Source organism: Devosia sp. LjRoot16, assembly GCF_964252795.1.
Lineage (GTDB): Bacteria > Pseudomonadota > Alphaproteobacteria > Rhizobiales > Devosiaceae > Devosia_A.
In genome coordinates this window covers 403,724-427,592 of the sequence record NZ_CAXUPH020000006.1, presented here as the reverse complement: position 1 = coordinate 427,592, position 23,869 = coordinate 403,724, and the positions used below count along the sequence as shown (strand labels likewise).

At 63.7% G+C, this 23,869-nt stretch carries 25 protein-coding genes and 1 pseudogene; 17 read left to right on the top strand and 9 right to left on the bottom strand.

What is annotated here, in order from left to right; genetic code table 11:
• Nucleotides 1-13: 13 nt before the first annotated feature.
• Both ACSQ23_RS26215 and ACSQ23_RS26210 read right to left on the bottom strand, forming a co-directional pair.
• The gene (locus ACSQ23_RS26215; protein WP_056001857.1) at nucleotides 14-883 is read right to left on the bottom strand and encodes an amidohydrolase family protein; all 870 of its coding nucleotides are present in this window, start codon (nucleotides 881-883) and stop codon (nucleotides 14-16) included.
• Nucleotides 880-2,577 carry an IlvD/Edd family dehydratase gene (locus ACSQ23_RS26210; protein WP_436092401.1) on the bottom strand — a complete coding sequence of 566 codons (1,698 nt, stop codon included), beginning with the start codon at nucleotides 2,575-2,577 and terminating at the stop codon, nucleotides 880-882. Before ACSQ23_RS26210 ends, ACSQ23_RS26215 begins: the two co-directional genes overlap by 4 nt.
• Before the next feature lie 254 nt (nucleotides 2,578-2,831).
• Between ACSQ23_RS26210 and ACSQ23_RS26205 the strand changes: the two genes are divergently transcribed.
• Together ACSQ23_RS26205 and ACSQ23_RS26200 are read left to right on the top strand one after the other, a co-directional pair.
• A complete protein-coding gene (locus ACSQ23_RS26205; protein ID WP_436092400.1) occupies nucleotides 2,832-3,857 on the top strand; it encodes a Gfo/Idh/MocA family protein in 1,026 nt (341 codons plus the stop codon).
• Between the two features lie 33 nt (nucleotides 3,858-3,890).
• Nucleotides 3,891-4,556: a GntR family transcriptional regulator gene (locus ACSQ23_RS26200; protein WP_056001848.1), complete on the top strand. Its 666-nt coding sequence runs from the start codon at nucleotides 3,891-3,893 to the stop codon at nucleotides 4,554-4,556.
• A 64-nt stretch (nucleotides 4,557-4,620) separates the two neighbouring features.
• Here ACSQ23_RS26200 and ACSQ23_RS26195 read toward each other — a convergent pair whose 3' ends face one another.
• Nucleotides 4,621-4,959, bottom strand: coding sequence for an endonuclease domain-containing protein (locus tag ACSQ23_RS26195; RefSeq protein WP_436092399.1), 339 nt, complete (start codon nucleotides 4,957-4,959; stop codon nucleotides 4,621-4,623).
• Nucleotides 4,960-5,074: 115 nt separating this feature from the next.
• Nucleotides 5,075-6,679, bottom strand: coding sequence for a GH39 family glycosyl hydrolase (locus ACSQ23_RS26190; RefSeq protein ID WP_436092398.1), 1,605 nt, complete (start codon nucleotides 6,677-6,679; stop codon nucleotides 5,075-5,077).
• A 387-nt stretch (nucleotides 6,680-7,066) separates the two neighbouring features.
• Between ACSQ23_RS26190 and ACSQ23_RS26185 the strand changes: the two genes are divergently transcribed.
• The 7 genes from ACSQ23_RS26185 to ACSQ23_RS26155 all read left to right on the top strand — a co-directional run bounded on the left by ACSQ23_RS26185 (nucleotide 7,067) and on the right by ACSQ23_RS26155 (nucleotide 14,185).
• Nucleotides 7,067-8,959, top strand: a complete 1,893-nt coding sequence (locus tag ACSQ23_RS26185; protein ID WP_436092397.1) for an ABC transporter substrate-binding protein — start codon at nucleotides 7,067-7,069, stop codon at nucleotides 8,957-8,959.
• 71 nt (nucleotides 8,960-9,030) lie between these two features.
• Nucleotides 9,031-10,035, top strand: coding sequence for an ABC transporter permease (locus ACSQ23_RS26180; RefSeq protein WP_055884149.1), 1,005 nt, complete (start codon nucleotides 9,031-9,033; stop codon nucleotides 10,033-10,035).
• Between the two features lie 4 nt (nucleotides 10,036-10,039).
• Nucleotides 10,040-10,894, top strand: coding sequence for an ABC transporter permease (locus tag ACSQ23_RS26175; RefSeq protein WP_055884147.1), 855 nt, complete (start codon nucleotides 10,040-10,042; stop codon nucleotides 10,892-10,894).
• A 1-nt stretch (nucleotide 10,895) separates the two neighbouring features.
• On the top strand, nucleotides 10,896-11,927 hold the full coding sequence (locus ACSQ23_RS26170) for an ABC transporter ATP-binding protein (RefSeq protein WP_436092396.1): 1,032 nt from the start codon (nucleotides 10,896-10,898) through the stop codon (nucleotides 11,925-11,927).
• Nucleotides 11,924-12,763, top strand: a complete 840-nt coding sequence (locus tag ACSQ23_RS26165; RefSeq protein ID WP_436092395.1) for an ABC transporter ATP-binding protein — start codon at nucleotides 11,924-11,926, stop codon at nucleotides 12,761-12,763. Before ACSQ23_RS26170 ends, ACSQ23_RS26165 begins: the two co-directional genes overlap by 4 nt.
• Before the next feature lie 155 nt (nucleotides 12,764-12,918).
• Nucleotides 12,919-13,137, top strand: coding sequence for a hypothetical protein (locus ACSQ23_RS26160; RefSeq protein ID WP_436092394.1), 219 nt, complete (start codon nucleotides 12,919-12,921; stop codon nucleotides 13,135-13,137).
• Between the two features lie 280 nt (nucleotides 13,138-13,417).
• Nucleotides 13,418-14,185: a hypothetical protein gene (locus ACSQ23_RS26155; RefSeq protein WP_436092393.1), complete on the top strand. Its 768-nt coding sequence runs from the start codon at nucleotides 13,418-13,420 to the stop codon at nucleotides 14,183-14,185.
• A gap of 141 nt (nucleotides 14,186-14,326) precedes the next feature.
• Here the strand turns inward: ACSQ23_RS26155 and ACSQ23_RS26150 are convergent, their stop codons facing one another.
• Nucleotides 14,327-14,881 (bottom strand): hypothetical protein, encoded by a 555-nt coding sequence (locus ACSQ23_RS26150; RefSeq protein WP_436092392.1) that lies wholly within the window; start codon nucleotides 14,879-14,881, stop codon nucleotides 14,327-14,329.
• 30 nt (nucleotides 14,882-14,911) lie between these two features.
• Between ACSQ23_RS26150 and ACSQ23_RS26145 the strand changes: the two genes are divergently transcribed.
• Nucleotides 14,912-15,778 (top strand): SOS response-associated peptidase, encoded by an 867-nt coding sequence (locus tag ACSQ23_RS26145; RefSeq protein ID WP_436092391.1) that lies wholly within the window; start codon nucleotides 14,912-14,914, stop codon nucleotides 15,776-15,778.
• Nucleotides 15,779-15,802: 24 nt separating this feature from the next.
• Nucleotides 15,803-16,240, top strand: a complete 438-nt coding sequence (locus ACSQ23_RS26140; protein WP_436092390.1) for a hypothetical protein — start codon at nucleotides 15,803-15,805, stop codon at nucleotides 16,238-16,240.
• 127 nt (nucleotides 16,241-16,367) lie between these two features.
• On the opposite strand, the gene ACSQ23_RS26135 is transcribed toward ACSQ23_RS26140, so the two are convergent.
• Nucleotides 16,368-16,550 (bottom strand): hypothetical protein, encoded by a 183-nt coding sequence (locus ACSQ23_RS26135; protein WP_436092389.1) that lies wholly within the window; start codon nucleotides 16,548-16,550, stop codon nucleotides 16,368-16,370.
• A gap of 123 nt (nucleotides 16,551-16,673) precedes the next feature.
• Here ACSQ23_RS26135 and ACSQ23_RS26130 point away from each other — a divergent pair, with 123 nt between their 5' ends.
• Both ACSQ23_RS26130 and ACSQ23_RS26125 read left to right on the top strand, forming a co-directional pair.
• Nucleotides 16,674-16,931 (top strand): hypothetical protein, encoded by a 258-nt coding sequence (locus ACSQ23_RS26130; protein WP_436092388.1) that lies wholly within the window; start codon nucleotides 16,674-16,676, stop codon nucleotides 16,929-16,931.
• 6 nt (nucleotides 16,932-16,937) lie between these two features.
• On the top strand, nucleotides 16,938-17,153 hold the full coding sequence (locus ACSQ23_RS26125; protein WP_436092387.1) for a hypothetical protein: 216 nt from the start codon (nucleotides 16,938-16,940) through the stop codon (nucleotides 17,151-17,153).
• A 194-nt stretch (nucleotides 17,154-17,347) separates the two neighbouring features.
• On the opposite strand, the gene ACSQ23_RS26120 is transcribed toward ACSQ23_RS26125, so the two are convergent.
• Nucleotides 17,348-17,590 carry a hypothetical protein gene (locus ACSQ23_RS26120; protein WP_436092386.1) on the bottom strand — a complete coding sequence of 81 codons (243 nt, stop codon included), beginning with the start codon at nucleotides 17,588-17,590 and terminating at the stop codon, nucleotides 17,348-17,350.
• Nucleotides 17,583-18,599 carry a non-homologous end-joining DNA ligase gene (gene ligD, locus ACSQ23_RS26115; RefSeq protein WP_436092385.1) on the bottom strand — a complete coding sequence of 339 codons (1,017 nt, stop codon included), beginning with the start codon at nucleotides 18,597-18,599 and terminating at the stop codon, nucleotides 17,583-17,585. The genes ACSQ23_RS26120 and ligD overlap by 8 nt, the downstream gene beginning before the upstream one ends.
• A 167-nt stretch (nucleotides 18,600-18,766) precedes the next feature.
• On the opposite strand from ligD, the gene ACSQ23_RS26110 reads away from it, so the two are divergent.
• The gene (locus ACSQ23_RS26110) at nucleotides 18,767-18,955 is read left to right on the top strand and encodes a hypothetical protein (protein ID WP_436092384.1); all 189 of its coding nucleotides are present in this window, start codon (nucleotides 18,767-18,769) and stop codon (nucleotides 18,953-18,955) included.
• Nucleotides 18,956-19,449: 494 nt separating this feature from the next.
• On the opposite strand, the gene ACSQ23_RS26105 is transcribed toward ACSQ23_RS26110, so the two are convergent.
• A complete protein-coding gene (locus ACSQ23_RS26105) occupies nucleotides 19,450-19,854 on the bottom strand; it encodes a low affinity iron permease family protein (RefSeq protein WP_436092383.1) in 405 nt (134 codons plus the stop codon).
• 157 nt (nucleotides 19,855-20,011) lie between these two features.
• Here ACSQ23_RS26105 and ACSQ23_RS26100 point away from each other — a divergent pair, with 157 nt between their 5' ends.
• The 3 genes and pseudogenes from ACSQ23_RS26100 to ACSQ23_RS26090 all read left to right on the top strand — a co-directional run bounded on the left by ACSQ23_RS26100 (nucleotide 20,012) and on the right by ACSQ23_RS26090 (nucleotide 23,532).
• The gene (locus tag ACSQ23_RS26100; RefSeq protein ID WP_436092382.1) at nucleotides 20,012-21,412 is read left to right on the top strand and encodes a DUF6600 domain-containing protein; all 1,401 of its coding nucleotides are present in this window, start codon (nucleotides 20,012-20,014) and stop codon (nucleotides 21,410-21,412) included.
• A gap of 277 nt (nucleotides 21,413-21,689) precedes the next feature.
• Entirely contained in the window at nucleotides 21,690-22,136 is a 447-nt protein-coding gene (locus ACSQ23_RS26095) for a DUF6640 family protein (RefSeq protein WP_436092381.1), read from the top strand.
• A gap of 90 nt (nucleotides 22,137-22,226) precedes the next feature.
• Nucleotides 22,227-23,532: pseudogene (locus ACSQ23_RS26090) on the top strand (PAS domain S-box protein).
• Nucleotides 23,533-23,869 lie beyond the last annotated feature (337 nt).

The following is a 23,869-nucleotide window of genomic DNA, read 5'->3' as shown; positions in this document are numbered from 1 at the left end:
GAAAGAACTCTAACTAGCGGGAAAAGAACAGCGTTTGCGCGTTGGTGACGAGCACCTGATGCGCCACGCTTTCGTCCCCCAGCCAGTCATGGGTCAGTTCGATCAGTTCGGCATCGTCGGGCATCCGATCGAACAATTCGGTATGCGGCCAGTCGCTGCCCCAGAGCAGGCGCTCGGGGTGCGAGGCGAGGAGCTGCCGCGCCGCATCGGCAAAGGCGGGGAAGCCGGCAGCACGGGTCAGCCGATAGGGGGCCGAGAGCTTGGCATAGCAATCGGGCGCGTCGAGCAGCTGCTGGATCTTCGCCAGCTGTGCATCGGCATCGGCGGCATCGAGATCGAGAAAGCCCAGATGATCGAGCACCACCGGGCAGGTGATGGCCGGCAGCAGTGCGGCGAGCTCTTCCAGTTGCGCCGGTCGCACCTGGAACTGCAGCATCCAGCCGAGATCGGCGATGCGGGCCGAAAGCGCGGCGATCGCGGTAAAGGGCAGGCCGCCCTTGTTGCGGGTGTTGACGCGGACGCCGCGCACCCCCAGGGCATCGAGGCGCTGGAACTCGGCCTTGTCGGTTTCGGGATGCAGCACGACGATGCCGCGGAGGTTCGCCCGGTCGGCGGCCAGCGCTTCGAGCAGCACGCTGTTATCGAAGCCATAGACGCTGGGTTGCACCAGCACGCCCTGGGCGATGTTCACTGCGGCGGCGTAAGCCTGCCAGTCGGCAAGCGTCCGCACGTGCGGGGTGTAGCTGCGCGGGCTCGCCAGCGGCACGCCGTCGGCAAAGACGTGGAAATGCGTGTCGACCGTGCCGTCGGGCAGCGCCCGCGGGGCGCGGTTTAGCGGCCGCGGCGGCAGGCAGAGCGGCGCGTCGGCTGCCGTGAGGCTCACGACTCCTGGTCCTGCATGAAATCGAAATCGGCGCCCTCGTCGGCCTGGGTGACGTGGTTGTGGTAGAGCTGCGCATAGCCACGCGGCGGCGCCGGCTTGGGCGCGGGCAGGGCGGCCATCCGCCGGTCGAACTCTGCGGCGGGAATATCGAGGTGGATGCGGCGGGCCGGCACATCGAGGACGATGAAATCGCCGGTCTGGACGATGGCGAGCGGCCCGCCATCGGCCGATTCCGGCGCGATGTGCAGCACCACGGTGCCGAAGGCGGTGCCGCTCATCCGGGCATCGGAAATCCGCACCATATCCTTGACGCCCTGCCGGGCGAGTTTGCGGGGGATCGGCATGTAGCCGGCTTCGGGCATGCCCGGGGCGCCCTTCGGGCCGGCATTGCGCAGCACCAGGATATCCGCGGGGCTCACGTCGAGATCATCGCTGTCGAGCCGGTTGGCGAGGTCTTCGGTGTTCTCGAACACCACGGCCCGGCCGCGATGCTGCATCAGGGTTTTCGAGGCCGCCGACTGCTTGATGATGGCGCCGCGCGGCGCGAGGTTGCCCTTCAGCACCGCCAGCGTGCCGATCGGCTTCAGCGGCGCCGCCATGGTGCGGATGATGGTCTGGCCGGGCTCGTCGACCACTGCGTCGATCACCTCGCCGATGGTCTTGCCGTGGATGGTCGCGGCGCTGGTATCGAGCTCGGAGCGCACTTCTTTCAAGAGCGCCGGCACGCCACCGGCCTGGTGGAACTGCTGCATATAGTGCTGGCCCGAGGGCTGCAGGTCGACCAGCAACGGCACGCGCTTGCCGACTTCATCGAGCAGGTCGGTATCGAGCTTGATCCCCAGCCGGCCGCAGATGGCGGCGAGGTGCACCACGGCATTGGTGGAGCCGCCCATCGCCTGCAGCGCCACCATGGCGTTTTTGAGCGCCGCGGGGGTCAGCAGTTCGCGCACGGTCGGGCCGCCCTCGGCGGCGAGCCGCCCGGCGAGCCTGCCGGTTTCCTCGGCGAGGCGGGTCCGCTCGGCCTCGGTGGCCGGCGCCGAACCGCCGCGGGGCAGGCAGAGGCCCAGCACTTCGGTGAGGTTGGCCATGGTGCTGGCGGTGCCCATCACGGTGCAGGTGCCGACCGAGCTGACCAGCCGGTTATTGACTTCGTTGATCTCGGCTTCGTCGATTTCGCCGGCCCGATAGCGGCCCCAGAAGCGGCGGCAATCGGTGCAGGCGCCCAGCCGCTCACCCTTGTGGTGGCCGGTGGCCATCGGCCCGGTGGGGAGGAACACCGCGGGGATATCGCTGCTGGCGGCCGCCATGATCTGGGCCGGCAGGGTCTTGTCGCAGCCGCCGATCAGCACCACGCTGTCCATCGGCTGGGCCCGGATCATCTCCTCGGTTTCCATCGCCATCAGGTTGCGCAGGTACATCGAGGTGGGCGAGGCAAAACTCTCGTGGATCGAGATGGTGGGGAACACCATGGGCAGGGCGCCCGACAGCATGACGCCGCGCTTGGCCGCCTCGATCAGCTGCGGCACGTTGCCGTGGCAGGGGTTGTAATCGGAATAGGTATTGGCAATACCGACGATCGGCCGGTCGAGCGCATCGTCCGAATAGCCCATCGCCTTGATGAAGGCCTTGCGCAGGAACAGCGAAAAGCCCTGGTCCCCATATGTGGTCAGCTTGCGACGAAGGCCGTCCGGCACTTAATCCTCCTGGCGGCGCCTCGAAACACGCGCCGTTGTGGTGTTCCAAATTAGCGGCGCGCGATGGATTGTCAATAAACAAGCGCAGCCAACCTATCGCAGATGTGCGGTGTTATCGCTCAAACCTCGGGTGTCAGGCGCATTTTGTCTAGCGATTCGTGGATATGCACCCGATGCGACGATAGATTGCGCTACTGGTTGATTATTGACAAAATGCCATCGAAGGGGCAGTGAAGCCGTAGTAGTCGCGGAGGATGATGAGCGTGTCCACTCGCCGCATCGGCATGATCGGGGCCGGCTGGGTGACTGGCTACCATCTGCCCGCCTGGGGCCGGCAGCGCCACCGCGCCAAGGTGGTGGCGATCGCCGACCCGTCGGCCGCGGCGACGGCGCAGCGCGCGGCCGAGTTCGGTATCCCCGGCCTCTATGCGAGCGCCGAGGCGATGCTGGCGGCCGAGGAACTCGATGCGGTCGATATCTGTTCGCCGCGCGAAACCCATGCAGCAATGGTGCGGCTGGCCGCCGGCCGGCAGCTCGATATCCTCTGCCAGAAGCCGCTCGGCACCGATTTCGCCGAGGCCGAGGCGGTGGTCGCGGGCGTCGCGCCGCCGACCCGGCTGATGGTGCACGAGAACTGGCGGTTCCGCGCCTATTACCGGGTGCTGAAGCGCTGGCTCGACGAAGGCGCGGCCGGTGACATCCGGCAGGTGAGTTTCGAGTTCCTGTCTTCGGGGATGCTCGCCGGCGCCGATGGGCTGCGGCCGGCTTTGGTGCGGCAGCCGTTCTTTCGCACACAGCCGCGGCTCCTCGTGATGGAAGTCTTGATCCACCATCTCGATACGCTGCGCTACCTGCTCGGTGAGCTCGAAGTGGTGGCGGCGCGGCTCGAACGCAGCAATGCCGAAATCGTCGCCGAGGATGTGGCGGCGGTGGTGCTGCGCCGGCCGAGCGATGGGCTGGTGGTCAACGTCACCGGCAACCTCGCGGTCGCAGGGGCGCCGCCGGCGCCGCGCGATCACCTGAGGATCTTCGGGACGCGCGGCACGGTGGAACTCAAGGGCGCGACGCTCAGGCTCAGCGCCGCCATGCCGCGAGAGGAGAGCTTCGATCCCGATGCCACTTACCAGGGCTCGTATGACGCGGCGATCGGGCATTTTCTCGATGGCCTCGAGACCGGCAAGCCCTTCGAAACGGCGCCCGAGGATAACCTCAGGACCTTGCGGCTGGTCGAGGAGATCTACCGCCTCAGCCGGTTCGACCCGGCGGCCGAACCGCGCTAACGTGGCGTGCTTCGCGAGCAGTTGGAGGACCAGTTGACGGTCAGGGACGAGATAAGGCCAGGCGTCGTAGAGCACGACGATCTCACCATCGCGCGGGCGCTCGAAGAGGACATCATCTTCGGCCGCCTGGCGCCGGGCACCCGCCTCACCGAGGACATGCTGCTGGCCCGCTTCGAGGTCACCCGGCATTTCGCGCGCCAGGCTTTGGTGCAGCTCGAAGGCATGGGCGTCGTGGTGCGCGAGCGCAACAAGGGCGCCACGGTGCGCTCGCTGTCGCCGAGCGAGGTACAGGAGATTTACGCGGTGCGCGAATTGCTGCAGCGCCAGGCGGCACTGTGGATCCCGCTGCCGGCGCCCGAGGCGCTGATCGCCGAGCTCAGCGCCATCCACGAGGAACACGGCCAGCACATCGAGGCGGGGTATCTGCGCGGCGTGCATGAAACCAATGACCGCTTCCACCTGACCCTGTTCGGCGCCTGCGGCAACTCGCATTTGGTGCAATCAATCGAGCTCTACATGCGGCTCAGCCTGCCGGTGCGCGCCAACTCGATGGCCGACAAGGCGTCGCTCCGCATCTCGCACGAGCACCACCGGCTGATGATCGAGATGCTGAAAGGCAGCGACAACTGGGTGCTGGCGCAGCTGTGCGTGGACCACCTGCAGCCGAGCAAGCGGAATTATCTGAGCCACGTGAGCTGATTCATGCAGTCGGCGGCCCTCTCCCGCTTGCGGGGGAGGGTGCGCCGACTGATGGCGCTGTGTCTCAGGGCGCAGCGCTGGCAATCGCCGCCAGTACGGCAGCGGGCCGCTCCGCAATCTCCTGGATAGAAAACCGGATCACAGTGATCCCCTCCGCCTCCAGCCAGGCCGTTCGGCGTTGATCCCGGTCGGTCTGCTCCTGGTGCACGGGGCCGTCGACCTCAACGGCCAGCTTCACCGCCGCACAGTAGAAATCGAGGATGTACGGCCCGATCGGGTGCTGGCGCCGGAAGTGCCAGTCCCGCTCATTGCGGCGCAGCAACGCCCATAGCGCCCGTTCCGGCTGCGTCATGCTGCGACGCAGATCCTTGGCGCGCTCGCGAATGAAATCAGGTGCCCGCAAGGTGGGTGCCTCCCTGCGCCAGGCTATTTGTGGTCCCTGCTCTCCACAAGCGGGAGCGCGCAGTCGGCGCACCCTCTCCCGTTTGCGGGGGAGGGACGCCGACTGCGCGTTCTGTTTACGCCTCGAGCCGCAGCAGGGAGACGCCCTGGCGGGGTAGCGTGGTGCGGAGCAGGATTTTGCCGTTGTCGACTGCCAACGCACCGACGGTCTCGATTTCGGCCAGCTGGCCGGCGGCCTCGAGCTCGGCGTATTGGGCGCTGGTTGGGTTCTGCGGGCTGCCCATCGCCTTCCAGACGCCGAAGGCGTTGGAATGGGTTTCGTCCATGCGGTAGTGGCGGAGGGCGGGGGCCTTGCCGGTCCAACCGTCGACGGTGATCGCCACTTCGGCGCTCGGGCCGGCCTCGTCGTCATCGTGGTAGTGATAGACGAGGACACTGATGCCGGTGGCGTCGCGGGTGGCGACGACGTTGACGTCGGGCGCGCCGCGCACCCCATCGGCCACGAGGTCCGCCAGCGGCTGACGCTGCGTACTCGCTGTCTCCAGCCAATCGCCGCCGAGCTTGCCCAGCATGCGGAAGCCGTTCAGCACTGCCTTGTCGACGCCGTTGGTGGCGAGATCGCGGAAGCCGTCGAACCAGGGCTGGTCGTCGAACAGGAAAGCCCAGGTGACGGCGCCCTCGATGGTGAGGTTGGCGCGCGCCGCCAGCTCATAGGTGCGCAGCATGCTTTCGACCACATAGACGCCGTAGAGCGGCCCGTTCCGATAGCCGTTCTGCGGGTGGTAGCGGGCCGAGCAGGCGGCGCAGCCTTCGGGGTCGGATTCGCCGATGACGATCGGCAGGTGCCTGAGCGAGGGGAACTCATTGATGATCCCCAGATGGGTGTCGATGTCCTTGAGCTGCTTGTGGATGCCCATCCGCACATGGTCCTTGTAGACCACCGGGTTGCCCTTGGCGTGGAAGGCGATGAAGTCGATCGGCGAGTTGTGGTCGACCACGTGCTGCAGGAACTCGCGCATGAAGGTCTGGGCCTTGGGGCTGTTGAAGCCGCCGCAGACATGCGGGCCGCCGACGCGGGCCTTGGGCAGAGCGCGCTTCACCGCCCTGGCGCTGACATCGTACATTTCGCAGAACTGCGGGATGGTGCCGGTCCAGTAATGGCCGTCGGGCTCGTTCCACACTTCCCACGGCCAGCTCTCGACCACGTCGCGGCCGTAGCGTTCGGCCATGTGGTTGGCCCAGGCCTCGATCAGGTCGCCCCACTTCTTCAAATCGTTCGGCGGCGCGGTCCAGCCGGTGGTGATGGTGGCGTATTTGTCGTTGGGCGCCCAATGGTGGCGGTATTCGCCGTCGAAATCCGACAGCGCCTCGGGGGTGAAGCCGATCTGCACCAGCGGGATATTGCCCGCCTCGACATAGGCGTCGAAGATCTTGTCCATGACGGTCCAGTCATAGACCGGCTTGCCGTTGGCATCTTCGGTATAGGCGTTGGTCGAGCCCCATTTCAGCGCCGGCAGGCCGTCGCCGCTGGTCAAGAGGTTATGGGTGCGGATGCGGGGCGGCTCGGGGCTGAGCTCGGTCAGCTCGCGCAGCAGCTTCTTGCCGTGCTCCGAATAGGTGTAGTTCGGCTCGTCATAGCCGAACCAGTTCCACAGCGGCTTGTAGGGCCCGGTACGACGGTCGGCGTGAACCGCAATGCTCACGTCAATAGAACTGCTCATTTCTCTTCCTTGCTGGCGCTGCTGCGCCGGACCCCTCCCGAGGTCTGGCCGATCGCGGTGTCATGACCAGGCGACTTTTCTCGCGAGGAGAAGCTTCGCCATCGCTGTCGCAACCTATGGCAAACAGCTATTTTGTCAATAATACGTTCGGACGCACGGTACGCCGAAGCGCTGCCATGTCAGGATTTCCGGCATTTTCTGCGGATTTTTTCGGAAGAGGGTTGCCGAGTGCGTGCAAATTGTCGATAAAGACCGCCGTGAGACCGTTGCCTGCCAGGCGCTTCCGGGGCCCCGATAGCGAGGCCAGGAAGGCAGGCTCGGGTCTCTAAGTCTTTCATCGATCCGACGAAAAACGGGGCTCGCCTGCGAGCCGGGAGGAACAGCAAGATGAAGTTTCTAAGGACAATCGCCGTCGCGGCGGTGGCGTCATTATTGGCGCTGCCGGCCTTGGCGCAGGATTTTATCGCCGGCATTCCGCGTAACGAGGCGCTGATCATTCAGGGGCCGACGGCGCAGAACGCCGACTGGTTCAACATCTGGGCCCCGGGAGGCGGCGCCACCACGAACGGCACGCAGCAGCTATCGGCTGACACCTTCTGGTTCATCAACCCCGAGGGCGGCCCCAACCCCTGGCAGAACGCGCTCGCCACCGAGCCGCCCATCTACAATGCCGACTTCACCGAGATGACGGTCAAGCTGCGCCAGGGCGTCTACTGGAGCGACGGCGTCGAGTTTACTGCCGACGACGTGGTCTACACCGTCCAGACGCTGATCGATCACCCCGGCATGAACTGGGCGGCAGCATTCGGCGTCAACGTCGCCTCGGTGGAAGCGCCGGATCGCGACACGGTGGTCTTCAAGCTCAAGGCGCCGAATTCACGTTTCCATGCCCTGTTCACAGTACGCTGGAACGCCGCCTGGATCATGCCCAAGCACATCTTCGAGAAGGTCGCCGATCCGCTGGCCTACAACTTCAACCCGCCGGTATCGCTGAGCGCCTATGTGCTCCACAGCTACGACAAGGCGGGCAACTGGACGATCTGGAAGCTGCGCGACGATTGGCAGCGCACCACGATCGGCATGGATTGGGGCCAGCCGCAGGTGAAGTACGTGGTGTACCGCGCCGCCGGCAACCCCGAGGCCCGCGTCATCGAACAGCGCAACCACAACCTCGACGTGATCAACGACATCACGCCGGAAGGCATGTTCTCGATCATGAAGGATAACCCGAGCGCGGCCGCCTGGCTCGCCGGCTTCCCCTATGCCCATCCCGATCCGACGCTGCCTTCGGTGCTGTTCAACACCAAGAAGGCGCCATTCGACAACAAGGATGTCCGGTGGGCCCTGGCGCTGCTGATCGATATCCGCGCCGTGGCGCTCGGCTCCTATCGCGGTGCGGCGAACCTCTCGGCTCTCGCCACCCCGCCGACCGGCTCGGCGCCCGAAGACTATTTCGTGCCGATGCAGGATTGGCTCACCAATTTCGAGCTCGATACCGGCACCCGCAAGATCAAGCCGTACGACCCGACCATCGCCGAGCAGCTCGCCAAGATGGTGCGCCCGCAATGGGGTGACCAGATCCCGACCGATCCGGAGCAGCTCAAGCGCACATTCGGCTTCGGCTGGTGGAAGCAGGACGTGCAGGCGGCGACCGAGCTGTTGCAGAAGGCCGGCTTCACCAAGCAGGGCAACCGCTGGATGAAGCCTGACGGCACGCCCTTCACCATCCGAGTGCAGGTCGAAGGCGACGCCATCCCGACGCTGGCCCGCGCCGGCACGGCGATCGCCCAGCAGTGGACCCAGGCCGGCATCGACGCCAAAGTCGACGTTGCCGGACCGACACACGGTCAGCGGCTCGGCACCGGCGACTTCGAGACGGTGATTGCCTGGTCGATCGAGACCTGGGGCGGCCACCCCGACCTCAGCTTCTTCCTCGATAGCTATCACTCGGAGTTCATCAAGCCGGTGGGCGAGATCCAACCGCCGCGCAACCTGCAGCGCTGGGAGGATCCACGCCTCGACGAGATCATCGAGCGCAACCGCACGGTCGCCTTCGACGCACCCGAGGTGAAGCAACTGGGTCAGGATTTCCTCAAGCTCGCCGTCGAGGAAATGCCGATGATCCCGCTGATGGCCTACAACAAGTTCGCGCCGTTCGACACGACCTACTGGACCAACTACCCGAGCATCGACAACCCGTACTCGGCATCCGGCCCGAACTGGTCGAACATCCGCTACATGGTGGTGAGCCTGAAGGCCGCCACGCCGGCGGCGCAGTAACCCCACAACGCACCTGGACCAGCCGGTAACGCCGGCTGGTCCGCTCCGATCCAACTGATCCGAGAGGCGGGATGCACGGCTTTCTCATCTATCTCATGAAGCGCTTTGGCCAGTTCCTGTTCGTGGTGTTCACGGGCGTGACACTGTCATTCCTTATCGCGCACTTCTCACCGGTCGATCCGATCGAGCAGACGGTGTCGCTGCTCACCAGTTTCGGCAATACCGATCCGCGTTCGGTCGAGTTGCTGCGCGAGTCCCTGCGCGAGCTCTACGGCACGGGTGGTTCGCTGCTCGATCAGTACTTCACCTTCTGGGGCCGCGTCCTGACCGGCGATTTCGGCCCGTCGCTCTCTGCCTTCCCGACCCCGGTGAGCACGGTGATCGGCCGCGCCATGCCGTGGACGGTCGGGCTGCTGACCCTCGCGACGCTGTTCTCCTGGACCCTGGGCAATCTTTTCGGCGCGCTCGCGGGCTATTTCCGCGACAACCGCCCGCTCAAGGTCCTGGGCGTGTTCGTGATGTCGATGCAGCCGATCCCCACCTATATCGTCGGCCTGACCCTGATCATCGTTTTCGGCTACCTCTGGCCCGTCCTGCCGATCAGCGGCGGGGCGCAACTGAATCTCGAGCCGGGCTTCACCTGGGAGTACGTCTCCTCGGTGATCGTGCACGGCACGCTGCCGGCATTGACGCTGGTCTGTGTCGGGCTGGGCGGCTGGTTCATCTCGATGCGCTCGCTGGTCTCCAACATCGTCACCGAGGATCACGTGGTCTACGCCGAACTGGCGGGTGTCCCCGGCCGGACGATGTTTTCGCAATACGTGGCGCGCAACGCCATGCTGCCGCAGGTCACGGGCCTCGCGCTGACTTTGGGCCATGTGTTCGGCGGCGCCGTCATCGTCGAGTTCGTCTTCAACTATCCGGGGATGGGCAAGCTCCTCGTCGCGGGCATCTATGCCGGCGACTACAGCCTGGTGCTCGGCGTCACCACCATCGCGATCATCGCCGTGGCCACCGCCGTGTTCATCATCGATGTGCTCTATCCGCTCATCGATCCGCGCGTGAAACTGGGGTAGCGCCATGAAGATTCTCATTGACCTCTTGCGCTACAATCGCGAGTTCCTGGTCGGCTCGATCTTCCTCGCAGTGATCCTGGCGCTCGTCGTCGCCTCGTTCTTTGCGCCCTATGACGAGATGATGACCTATGTCGTCATCCCCGACATGCCGCCTTCGGCCGAGTACTGGCTGGGTACCAATTCGCGCGGCCAGGACCTGTTCTGGCAGCTGGCGGCCTCGATGCGGAACACGCTGATGTTCGGCATTGTCGTGGCCCTGGTCAGCCGCGTCATCGCCATCACTGTCGGCCTCGTCTCGGGCTATCTCGGCGGCCGCGTCGACCAGGTGATCATGGCGATCAACGACACGCTGAACGCGCTGCCCAACATCCCGATCCTGCTGCTCCTCGTGTTCGTGCTGCGCGACCAGATGAGCTGGCCGATCCTCGCGGTCACCGCGGCGCTGCTCGGCTGGCAGCATGACAGCCGGCTGATCCGCTCGGTGGCGCTGTCGCTGCGCAATCGCGAGTTCACCCGCCAAGCGGTGTTCTCGGGCATGCGGACCGGGAAGATCCTGTTCCGCGAGCATCTGCCCTACGTCATGCCGATCGTCTTTTACACCACCATGAACAACCTGATCTGGGCCATCGGCCTCGAGGTGACGCTGTCGATCCTCGGCTTTTCCGACATCAACCGGCCGACCATCGGCGGGATGATCTACTGGGCCAATGCCCACTCGGCGATGGTTGCCGGCATCTGGTGGTGGATCGCGGTGCCGATGGTTTTCGTCGTCATCCTGTTCCTTGGCCTGTTCATGCTGGCCATGTCGGTCAACGAATATATCGATCCGCGCAGCCGGCTCGCCCGGATGGGAGCCTGACATGCACGAAGTTCTCAGCAAAGCTAAAAAGACCGCCGTGGCGCCCAAGAATGTGCTGACTGTCGAAGGGCTTAAGGCCTATTACATCAACGAACACTTCGGGGTGCGCCGCGAGGTGCGGGCGGTCGACGACATCAGCCTCACCGTGCAGCGCAACGAGGTCTACGGCATTGCCGGGGAATCCTCGAGCGGCAAGAGTTCGCTGATCAAGACGCTGGCCGGCGCCATCCGCCCGCCGATGCGGGTGATCGATGGCTCGGTAAAGTTCGATTTCGGCGGCCAGACCATCGATGTCTATGGCGAGCCCGAGCAGCTGAAGCCGGCGCGCTGGCGCCACCTCAGCTACATCATGCAAGGCTCGATGAACGTCTTGAACCCGGTGCGCCGGGTGAAGCACTCGTTCCACGATTTCGCCTATCGCCATATGGGGCTCAGTGGCGCGGCGTTCTGGAGCAAGGTGCGCCAGCATCTCGAGCGGCTCGGGCTCGACCCCGATGTGCTCGAAGCCTTCCCGCACCAGCTTTCGGGCGGCATGCGGCAGCGCATCACCATTGCGCTGGCGACAGTGTGCGAGCCCGAGTTCATCATCGCGGACGAGCCCACCACGGCGCTCGATGTGCTGGTGCAGCAGGATGTGCTCGGCCTGATCAAGGACGTGCAGGCCCGCATGCAGGCCTCGATCATCTTCGTCACCCACGACATGAGCGTCCACGCGGCGATCACCGACCGGCTGGCCATCATGTATGCCGGGCGGCTGGCGGAGGAGGGGGCGACGCAGGCGCTGTTCGACAACCCGCAGCATCCCTATACCGCGCACCTGATCGGCAGCCTGCCGCGCATCGGCGATGTGCGGGTGCGCAAAAGCCTGCCGGGCAAGCCCCCGGCGCTCTCCGATCCACCGAGCGGCTGCCGCTTCCATCCGCGCTGCCCGCTCGCCATCGAGCGTTGTTCCAGGGAGGTCCCGCTGATGCAGCCCAGCGCCACCGGCGGCCGTGTCGCCTGCTTCCGCGCCGGCGAGGCGGTGGCAGCATGACCGACCTGTTGCGGCTCGACCATGTCACCAAGCTCTTCCCGGTCGGCGGGTTTTTCTCGCGCCGCTCGATGAAGGCGGTGGACGATGTCAACTTTGCGCTGAGCGCCGACAAGCCCGAGATCTTCGCCATTGTCGGCGAATCCGGCTCGGGCAAATCGACGCTCGCCAAGATGATGCTGGGCAATGAAGTGCCGAGTTCGGGGCAACTCAGTTTCGACGGCGCCGATGTTGCGGCAATCCGCGGCCGGGCGGCGCGCGAGGCCTTCATGGCCAAGGTGCAGCCGGTGTTCCAGAACCCGTTCGAGGCGTTCAACCCGTTGACGCGGCTCGACGAATACCTGTTCGCCACCGCCCATCGCTTCCTCGGCACCAGCAACCGCAGCGCCCGCGAAGCCGCGGCCGACGCGGCCCTGCAGCGGGTCGGGCTATCGCTGGCCGAGGTGCGCGGGCGCTATTCGCACGAGCTCTCCGGCGGCCAGCTGCAGCGCATCGCGGTGGCCCGCGCGCTGATCCCCAACCCCAAGCTGATCGTCGCCGACGAGCCGGTCTCGATGGTCGATGCGTCGCTCCGCATGTCGATCGTCAACCTGTTCCGCGAACTGCGCGACGAGCTGAAGGTCTCGATCATCTACATCACCCACGATCTCGCGACGGCCTACTACATCTCGGACCGGGTGATCATCATGCAGAAGGGCAAGGTGATCGAAAGCGGCGACGCGCGCACGGTGCTGGAACACCCGACGCAGCCCTACTCGATCGCGTTGAAGGGCGCCGTCCTGCCGCCGGACCCGGCGGCGGCCTCGGCGATCATCCGGGGGCGGCAGGTGGTGGCGTAGGGGGCGGGCATCGGAGGAGCTGGCTCAGGTTCTGGCGATGGGCACGCGGCCTAAATGCGCGTCGACGGCATCAACCACCTTGCGCGCCAGCGGCAGGTTCTCCTTCTCCGCGGCCCAGACCTCATGGAAGCGTGCGACAGTCTCCCGCGCTCCTGGTGGCCCTGATCTGGATCCTGGGTTCGTTGGCGGTCGGCGTGGATTTCCTTCACAGCCTTCTTCCCGACGACTTTGCCTTTCGCCCCGACCGAATCCTTGGCCTGATCGAAGAGGGAGGCGAGATGCTCGTCGTCTCAGCCGCCAGTGCTTACAGCGCATATCTTCTGCGATGGTATTTCCGAGCCGCAGAGCCGAACGCGGCTGAGGTCGGAGGCTGATCGAGGCTCACCGCACCATCAGTCGGGTTTCCCTTTCCCGCTTCGCGGGGGAGGGATCGCACGGCCATGCGTCTGTCGCGCGGCTTCGGCCGGTGCCCGGCGATTTTGGGGGATCTGGTAGCGGAGGCGCGATACCGGCGATCCCCCCCAGCGTTCACCTGCCGTTCGCGTTCGAAGGCAGGGCTGGTCTTAGAAAGCCATCCAAGCTTGCGAGTGCTATGAAGTGAGCGCTGACCGGGAATCGCCGTTTGAGCCCGGCAAGCTGTGGAGCTTGTGGGACATGCTGCAGATTGAGGCTAAGCCGTTCCTAAAGGCGGTGACTGTGCTGGCTTCTCTGTCGACGCTTATCCGGGAGTCGAGGCTCGGAGCCCGAGCGGGCATGGACGAGGTAATCGGCGCTGCTGCGGCGCGATCATTTAGAAGCCAGCTCAAAGACCTGAGGAAAGCTGCCGACGCATTTCAGGCAGCGGTCACTCAAGGCGAGGTTGAGCACATTCTCTATCGCCTTTCAAAGACCACTTGGCGCGAGGCTGAGCCGCTGCTCGACGGAGTGATCCGCGTGTTCTCTAAGGAGATTGCGGGTGCCAAATTGTTCGCGTTGGACAATGGCGCGGCGGCCTATTACGGGCGAGCGGCAGAAGTGTTTGGCGATGCATCTGTGGCTGCGTTCCCAGCTGCTGAGTACGACCTAGAGGAAGCCGGGAAGTGCCTAGCCGTTGCCAGGAATACTGCCAGCGTCTTTCACCTCATGCGGGCTATGGAGACCGCGCTGCAAGCCTTATGCCTCCAGCTTGGCGTGGTGAATGTGGACAAGCGGTGGGGCTTCTTGCTGACGGACATCGATAACGCCGTTAAGCGAATGCCTGACGATGAAGATCGCGCACGATGGTCATTGGTGCGTAGCAATCTCTGGCATGTCAAAGAGACTTGGCGAAACGACACAATGCACCCCGGCGACAAGTACACGGACGCTGAGGCTCGTGAGGTGATGGACGCCGTAAAGGTGTTCCTGAGAAGCCTTGCGCCCCTTGCCGTTTCGGCTGAGTAGGGCTGGCAGCGAACCCCAGCCCCGCGTGTCGTTAGGCTGCGCGGCGCTTCATCGCCTCTTCCCGGCTGCCCTTGTGGCGAAGTCCCTTAAGGACTTCGTTTACGCGGCCGCCGTCTCAATGAACCTGCAATTGCCGTAGCATCATTGGTCAGGATCTGCCTCGGGCACCTCGTCTACAGGCAGGTTGGCCTTCTCGCTCGACATCCGCCGCCGCCAATAGACGTTCTGCACGACTAGGCTGTCCTTGAGGAGATGCACGCCGGCATACATCTCGTGGTCGCCGAGTACTTCCTGCGTGTGCTGCCCGAGTAGCCGAGAGGCGGCCACCTGCAGGGCGCCGCGATGGATCATCCGCTCGCCTTCGATCCGTTCCGGATACCCGGACATTGCGAGTTGCTTAATGGCCTCTTTCTCCCTCTCGTCGGCCCAGGTCGTCGGGTCGAAGTAGAACTCGGCGAGGTTCAAGAAGCGGCGGTAGATTTTCGGCTTAGGGTAGTGACCGACAAGCTTGCGATACGCCTCGGCAGCATCGATGCACGCTAGCATCTGAGCGACCATTTCCTCGGGCCGGCCCGCTCCGCGAACCGTGCGGATCACGTTGGCGGCCAGGTTCCGAAATGGGAACTCGAGATCACCTTCGGCGCGAGTGCGTTCGATCTGGGTTGAGGTTTGGCTGCTGACAACCTTGAGGGCCACGCATCATCTCCGTCGCCCCAGAGTTGAATTATGCCGCGGCGGCAGTGGACGACAGGGCAGGGGGCCTGTCAAGTTCGAGCTGAGCAATGGACCTTAGTCATGTGTCACGCCTACTCCATCACCACCAATGTCGAAGCCATCCGACAGATGGTGCAGACCATTTTCCGGTTCGACGTCGCAGCAAACATCGGCAACCTGCCGCCGCAGACCGGAGTCTACCCGGACATGCTGGCGCCGATCATCCGCAACCAGCCCGGCTTCCGCGAACTGATCAAGGTGCGCTGGGGAATGCCGACCTCTTCACAGGCGCTCTACCAGGCTGCACAAGCTCGAGCGGACAAGATCGCGAAGAAGCAGGGCCGCGACCTCAGCGCTGAGGAGTTTGCCGAATTGGTGCGGATGGAGCCCGACCGCGGCACTCACAACGTGCGGAACACCAAAAGCCAGCACTGGAAGCGATGGCTGGCGCCGGAGTTCCGCTGCATCGTGCCGTTCACGAGCTTTGCCGAGGTGAGCAGCGAAATCGGGCCGGATGGCAAGAAGCTGGGCAACACCTGGTTCGCCTTCGACGACAGCCGGCCGCTCGCCTTCTTCGCCGGCATCTTCGCGCCGCAGTGGACCAGCGTCCGGAAGACCTCGGAGGGGATGGTCACTACCGACCTTTTCGCGTTCCTGACCACCGATCCAAACAATGTCGTGGCCGTCGCCAACCCAGACGCCATGCCAGTGATCCTCAGGACGCCTGAGGAAATTGAGATATGGATGACGGCCCCATGGGAAGAGGCGCAGAAACTACAGCGGCCACTGCCCGACGGAGTGCTGCAAGTCGTTTCGGTTGGCCCGAAGGAGGATCCGCCACCATCCGAGCCGGACGAGCCTGAGCCTTCTCTGTTCTGAGAGAGGCTATCCGGATGAGCGCCGTTGCGGACGAGCATCCGGCACAGGCGTTTCGATGTCGTAAGCAATCTTGCACGGAAACGCGACCGTGAGATCGGGCTTATCAAGAGCGCGCTGAGCCAACGCACAGCCACGCCAAGCGGCAATCCTTGGGTGAAGGAGGGTCATCCGGATATCAGGGCCAAATTGCTTCAGAAGCGTCTCGCGTCGATACTCGCCGCGGCGGCCGCATTGCCGACAGTGAACAACTATCCACTGCTCCGCGTATTGGCCCAGGTGCTCCTCTCCTGCACGGATGCCGCGCATCTGTCGCCGGCCCGGCCCTCCTGGTTCCGCCTTCGGTGGCTCAACCGGAGGCGTGGACATGTGAAGAATGATGTTCTCGGTGCCGCATCTGGGGCAGCGAAGCTTGTTGGCAAGCTCATCGAGCCGGACAAACGGGCCAAGCACAGCGACCACTGAAGCGAGATCGAGCGTGATCTTTTGCATGCATGGGCGTGCGGACTTCAGCCCAGCGCGGCGCCGATCGCATTGGAGGGTGATCGGCCAGTTTCGCTCGAGCGCCTCACCTAAGGTCATGACGCAAACGCTAGCGCTGAGTCTTTAGCCGGCTCTTGAGCTTCAGGGGCTTCTCCGGCCGGGTCAGCGCAGCCTTGACCAGCTTGAGATCCAAGCCCGTCATATCCACCAGGTCCGCCGGCTCGAGGTAGGGATGATCCCGCTTCAGTTGCCGAATTCTGGCCGATTGGTTGGTCTGAATTGCAATGGACATCGTAACCTCCAACGTCTGAGGTTAGGACTCATATACCCATGAACGAAACAAGAACAAGCCACGAGGGATTGTAGGCTTTGCGGACGCAGCGCTACCATGCATAGGAGAGGGAAAGGCGAGAAAATGGAACCCCAGATCAAGCCAACCAAGCTGATTGTCGCCATGGCCTTTGTACGCGACGAAGAGGGCGAACTGCGTCCAGCCTTCGAACCGCGCGAGATGCAGAGTGAGGAACGCGCTGTCCGCGAAGCCCGACTATGGGCGGGTGCCGGACAGTATGCTGGTACGCTCGCCTGGTCGCGCACGGCTGACCTGACCAATGGCGTGTTCGGACACCCCGACGTGCTGTTCCAGTGGGGCGCTATCCCCGACATGGAATAACCCCCGATGGAAATCCTGCAGATGCTCCACGACAGCGAGATAAACGGAAGCGTCGAGTGGTTCTTCGACGGAATCTGGTTGGCGAGGATCGGAGACCGGCTGAACGGCATCAAGGCAGAAACCAAGGTCGGCTCGGCGTTGGAAGCAGAGGCGTGGCTGCACCTCAAGGCGCGCGAACTCTATCCCGACAGCGATTACGCGAGGGCGACCGAGCCGCAGTGATTACTGGAGCTTTTGCCGCTCTATGAGCTGCTTCCTCACCGCCTTGGGGAGATCGAGCTTGGCGAGCAAATCCCTCACTATCTCCTGCTGCGACATAGGGTGCTCTCCGGGGAGCAGCGCCCGACTTCGACCGATGGCCGGTCCGATAGTCTCCCGAACGCTTGGCGCCGCCGGCTTGGGTGGGAACTTAGCCATCAATGCCACCGATCTGCGTCGCGCGGGTTGCGCCGCTGCATCTCCTGTTCGTAAATCTCGATCGCCAGCGGGCTCTCGATGATCTCGAGCAGTCGGTTGATCGTCGCTTCCCGGCTGATGCCGCTGTCGGGCGGCAGATACTCGTAGAGCGCGTCGGAGACCATCACGACAATGTCGTCGGCGCTGACCGGGTGGCGACCCAGCTTGGCCTCCGCTTCGGTGAAGCGTTCGATGTCAGGCATCTCTTGCATCCTCCAGGTGAACCTCGGAGGCGGGCTTGTCTTCTCTGAGGCCTTTGAACGATGGATGACGGATCAGGCCATCCGGGGTGATTTCGGTGTATTCGACTTCCGCTAGGAGGCGCGGCTCGACCCACCGGGCGGCGCGCATCTCGATCCGCGGCATACCGACGACCGGCGGCGGCTGATCGGTGCGGATGAGCTGCAGCACCTCCCATACGTCCTGCCGCATCTTGTTGGAGAACCCCGTGCCAACGCCGCCTCGGTAGACCAGCTTGCCGCCCTCATAGGTGGCGAGGAACAGGCCGCGCACGTTGTCGACGCCGTAGTCAGGTGGGCGCCAGCCAATGACCACGAACTCCTGACGCTGCACGCACTTAATCTTCAGCCAGGCCGTCGACCGGTCGCCGCCATAGTAGCGAGCGGTTGGTGACTTCGCGATGACGCCCTCGAAGCCGCCTTCGCACATGGCGCGGAACACCGCCTCGCCATCACCGACGATATGATCGGAATAGGCGAGCGGCGAGTCCTCGGGGAGGTTCGTGAGCAGCGCCTCGAGCCTTGCCTTGCGCTCGACTTGCGGTAGCCGCGCGATGTCCTCGCCGTCCTGCTCGAGTAGATCGAAGGCGTAGAACACCACGGGCTTGCTGCCATCGAGGCTGTTCTTGAGCAGGGTGAAGTTCGTGCGGCCATCTTCGTCGATGGCGCAAAGTTCGCCATCAATCAGCGCGGTGCCACCGGTGAGCCGGGAAAGCGCTGGGGCGACATAGCCGAATTGGCGCGTCCAGTCGTGTCCTTTTCGAGTGTAAAGCCGCACCTCCGCGCCGGCGATGGCGGCCTGCATGCGGTAGCCGTCGAGCTTCATCTCGAACAGCCAGCCGTCGCCGGTGGGGACACGGCGTTCGAGGCTCGCCAATTGGGGCGGACGAAACTGGGGAAGGATGAGTTGGGTAGAGTCCGAGTCCCTGCGGCTTGGCCGCCTTGTGCGGGGTGCGGCCTTCACGGCCGGCATGGGGAACTCATGAACATCAGCGATTCAATGCAGTCGCTGCACTTCCGTTGCCTCGCGCGTCAGTTGAACCACCTGGCCCCTGCTGGCGCAACCTAGAATCCTCGCCGCTCTTGGCAACTGAATTAGCAGCAACAGGTTGGGCTCTCTTACATCAAAGGAGAGTGCCCATGGAATCCCAACTCGAATCCCACAGTTTCATCACTCTGCTGACGACGCCCTGGTTTCTTGTCGTGGTGGGTGGATTCATCGTCCTGGGCTTGGCTATCGCCTACGGGATGCGCCGCACGAGGAGCAAGACTGCCAGGGATAGTGCCGCTGCTGCGGCACAGGGTATCCGGGAACATCGGGATGACTGACGCAACCAAGCCTGGCGCCGGAGTGGTACCAAGTGCCCGGGCCGAGCGTAGGCGCGTCATGACCGATGGCGCAGCTGGCATTGCAATGTACTCAACCGCTATCGCTCTCATCACGGCGATTATCGTAGCCGTAGTAATTGTTGCCTAAAAATGTCGAAGAAGCAGAGGAAGCAAAAGCCACTCAAGCCCTCGCGACTTCCCGCTCCCGATGAATTCGCGTCCCGTCACGGGATCGCCGTCGACACGGCACGAGCTATACTCAACCACGCGTCTACTGGTGAATTCCAATCCCGCGAAGATCAGGCCAAGAAATAGCGCTACTGTCGAACGGCATACCGGTCAAGCAGCGCGTGGTCGCTGGACTTGTCCCAACTGCGTGTCTCGACGTGGCGTCAATGGACGGTTGCCGGTGCTGCTGAGGCGGCTGGCCGAAACCATTAACGTTGAAGGTGGCGAGTGTAGTCATTGGGCCAGTGGCCCACGCCTAGGAATGGTCAGTGTCGCTTCAGGCCAGCGTCTTCCATCGCGTCGTCGATGGCTTCCGCAGCTTCTCGCTCGACGCGCTTCCGCTCTTCCTCGATCTCTCGCGCATCGAGGTGCTCGAGCCCGACGACCTTGTTGGTGGCCGGCGAGTGTTCGATCAGGTAGTCGAGCTTGACGTGCAGGGCCGCCTCGCTGCGCGCGCCGGCGACAAGAATAACGCCGCTGATCACGATAGCCGCGACCGACAAGAAAATGTTGAAGGCGAACATGAAGCCTTCATTGAACTGCACTGCGGCCCCAATCCCGATGCCCACCATCAAAGCCACAAACGTGGCGACGAACCCCCGCCAGTCCGACAGGAAGTCGGCGAGGCGGTAAATCAGTCCGCTGATGCGGCTGGAAGGTGCTTGCTTCATGGTGGCAGCCACAACGTCGCACGCGCCATTTGGATGCTCGCGGTGGGTAGCCGGCTGTCTGCCTCGGCCGAAGAGTCTTTGATGAGATTGCCCGGCGGAACCTCGAGCGCCTTCTGAAGTTCTCGCCCTCGGCGGAGAGCATATGGAGGAACAACCAATGAAGAAAACGAATCTTCTCGCCGGGCTGGCGCTTGCCGCCTTGCTGGCCGGGGCACCTGCCGTAGCCCCACTGCCGTTAACGGTGTCGATTGCTCAGGCCCAAGAGGCCCGAGTGAGCTTCAGCCTGTTTTTCGACGAGTTGCGGCCGCACGGCACTTGGGTGAAACACTCCAAGTATAAGTACGTGTTCTGCCCCAAGGTCGACGCCAAGTGGCGTCCCTACACCAATGGCCGGTGGCTGTTCATAAAGGATCGCGGCTGGTACTTCGACTCCCGCGAGCCCTTCGCTTGGGCCGTCTACCACTATGGTCGCTGGGTTGACGATGATCGCATCGGCTGGTGCTGGGTGCCAGGCAACCACTGGGCCCCGGCTTGGGTGAGCTGGCGGCGTAGCAACGACCACATCGGCTGGGCGCCGTTGCCCCCGGAAAACGACGGGTTCCAGATCAACATCAACGTCACGGTCGGCGAGCCGCCGGAAGATGAGTGGGTCTTCGTGCCCGTGCGGTCATTCCTCGAGCCCGATCTTCGGGTGACAGTCATCATCGCCGATCGAGATCCGGAGATTTTCCGGCGCACCGAATTCGTCGGCCCGGTGATCATCCAGAACAACGTAGTGATCAACAACGTCATCGATATCGACTTTATCCAGCAACAGACCAACCAGCAGGTAACGGTTGTGGAAGCGAAGTCGACCACCGACCCTGCGGCGGTAACCACTGACCCGGCCGCCGGCACTATCCAGGTGTTTGCACCCACGGTCGACGAGCCCAAGGAGGAGGAAGCTCCGCCCGAAGCCGTGGAGCCCGAGCAGGCCGCTGAGCAGTTGGGCAAGCCCGCCGAAGGCGAACCCACGGCAGAAGAGGCCGCTCCGGCCGAAGGGGAAGCTGCCCCGGCAGACGCTGCGCCGACCACCCCAGCCACGGAGTGCCCTGAAGGCCAGCAGCTGGTAGAGGGCAAGTGCGTGCCCGCCGGCGAACAGCCGTCAGCCGAACAGCCGGCGGCTGAACAACCTGCCGCTGAGCAGCCTGCGACGGAACAGCCCGCCGCCGAGCAGCCGGCACAACCTTCCGAACCGGAGGCCGCGCCGGCCGATCAGGCGCCTGCCGCCGAACCGGCTGTGCCAGCCGAGGAGCCTGTCACCTGCCCTGAAGGCCAGCAGCTGGCAGAGGGCAAGTGCGTGCCGATCGAGGGCGAGCAGCAGCCGGCAGCCGAAGCGCCCGCAGCCGAGGAGCCCGCCGCTCAGCAGCCTGCGGAAGAGGCGGCTCCCGCCGAGGAGCAGGCGGCGCCGGCCGAAGAAGCTACGCCCACCGACCAGGCGCCGCCCTGCCCTGAGGGTCAGCAGTTGGTCAACGGCAAGTGTGTGCCGATCGAGGGCGAAGCTGCCCCCGCGCAGTAAGCTCGACGGCGGCGGGCAAGCCCGCCGCCGCTCCCGAGTTCACTTTCGGGATTGCGTCTCGTGATGAGCGGAATAGAGACACGCCCCTGTTGACGAGCGATCTTCAACGCCGCGCCGGTGGACAGCACCGGTGCGTTTCCATGTTCGGAGCGACAAGGCCCTTGCCGCCAGGAACTAAGCAGCGTTCACAAATCGAGCTTTCCGTAATTCACACCTGGTACGGCGGGCCGGACATGCTACGAGTTCGCAGTCCGGCAATGGTGAAGGGGGAAATCCTGTGCTGCTCACTGCGAAAATCTTGCTGACACTAGCGACGCTCGGTTACAGCGTTGTTCCGGCGCTTGCCGACTTTAACAAGACACACGCCACCAATCCCAATTGGCTTCCCCACGCCCGCTATCATGTGGTCTGGCAGGTCATGAGTTACGTCTGCATGGCCCTTATTGCGCTCTATCTGATCTGGGGGAGCGCTGATGTTTTCGGCATCGCGGGCCTTTGGCTCGCCGCCGGCCTCGCCGCAAGCGCCTATGGCGGTTTTTTCGCGGCCGCCTTTTCCAAGTCGCTCTATGGTGGCGCGCAATACGATGCGAACGGCGTACTGCCCGTCAACGTTTCCATCGGGGGCAAACCCCGCGCGGTCGATGCAAACTTGGCTGTGTTCTCTCTTATGGCTTTGCTGCTCGTGGCAGCCGGAATCTGTCTGCTGCAGGTTCAAGCAATCTGACGACAAAGTGCTGTTCACTTAGCTGTTGCGAAACCAAACCCCGCAATGAGCGTTCAGGCCCGTTGGGCAACGGGCGCGGGCTTTGGACATATGAACAACTCCGAGAATTTTGACGCGTCGCTCAGCGACGATGGGCGCTATCGCCTGCTTGTCGAAGCGATCAGCGATTATGCGATCTATATGCTTGACCCCAACGGGGTGGTGACCAACTGGAACACCGGCGCCCAGCGTTTCAAGGGCTACCTACCCAAGGAAATCGTCGGCAGGAATTTTGAAGTTTTCTATACCGCCGAGGATCGCGCGCTGGGTCGACCGTCTATCAACCTCCGCCGTGCGGCGGACGAGGGTCGCCTGGAGGACGAGGGGTGGCGGGTCCGAAAGGATGGCAGTCGCTTCTGGGCCCATGTTGTCATCGATCGCATTCTTGCCCCGGATGGAAGCCTCGTCGGCTTCGCAAAGATCACGCGAGATCTGACCGAACGCCGTCACGTCCAACAGGAACTCGAGCAGGCCAGGGAAGCGCTCTTTCAAGCCCAGAAAATGGAGTCGATAGGCCAACTCACGGGGGGCATCGCTCATGACTTTAACAACCTACTGATGGCCATCATCGGCAGTCTGGAAATCGTTCAGCGGCGGATAAACGCCGATCCGGCGATCAGTCCTTTCATCGACAACGCTCTCAAAGGAGCGAGACGTGGGGCCGTTCTAACACAGAGGATGTTGGCCTTTGCGCGGCGACAGGAACTCAAGATGGGCACGGTCGACCTGAAAGCCGTAGTTGGCGGGATGACCGATCTGCTCGAGCGTACTTTAGGCCCCAGCATCTATATCCGGCAGGATTTGCCCGACGATCTGCCACCGGTACGGACGGACGGTCCCCACAGGCCTCGGCTTGTCGATGGTTCACGGTCTGGCAGAACAGTCGGGAGGCTTTCTCGATCTGAAGAGCGCGCCGGGCAAGGGGACCACGGCCGAGATTTGGCTGCCCGTAGCCGCAAGCGAGGGCGACGTTGCCCCAATCCTACCCGACGCGGTCGAGCAGCCGCGGCAAAGTCTCAAGATACTGGCGGTCGACGATGACTCGTTAGTCTTGATGAACACTGTTGCGATGCTGGAGGAGCTTGGACACACGGTGATTGAAGCCCACTCGGGCCTTGAGGCCCTAGAAATCCTTCACCGTGAGCCCGTTGATCTCCTGATCACCGACCAAGGGATGCCAAAAATGACAGGCGGAGAGCTGGCAGCCAGGACGCATGCTTCACAGCCCGATTTGCCGATCATCGTTGCCACTGGATACGCCGAGCTTTCCGACGAAAAGGCTCGTTCACTGCTCCGCCTGCCCAAGCCTTTTAGCACTGAAGAGTTAGCCGCCGTCATCGCAAAGGCTGTGGCCTAGGCACTGTCTTGCCCGCATCCGAGCACCGGGCCCCCAAAAGGGCCCCAGCGCTCTCCAAAGCGCTGGGGCCAGAGGAGGTCCAGGGTGAGCCTCCTCTACGTCAGGTGCGCCCGGGGGGCGTGACGCACCCTCGTTCGTTCAGCAGATCACCACTCGCCGCGCAGGCCAGTCGTGACGCTCGCGCTGTAACCAAATGCTCCCAGACATGTCTACGGACACCTCGCCGTAGAGCGACAATGCTCGGTCTCGCTTCGAGTGGCTTTCAGCTAAGCCGAGCAATCATTTAATGAACTCGAGCAGCGTAGGCGAAACCCAGGTCCAAGAGAAGTGTCGCGGC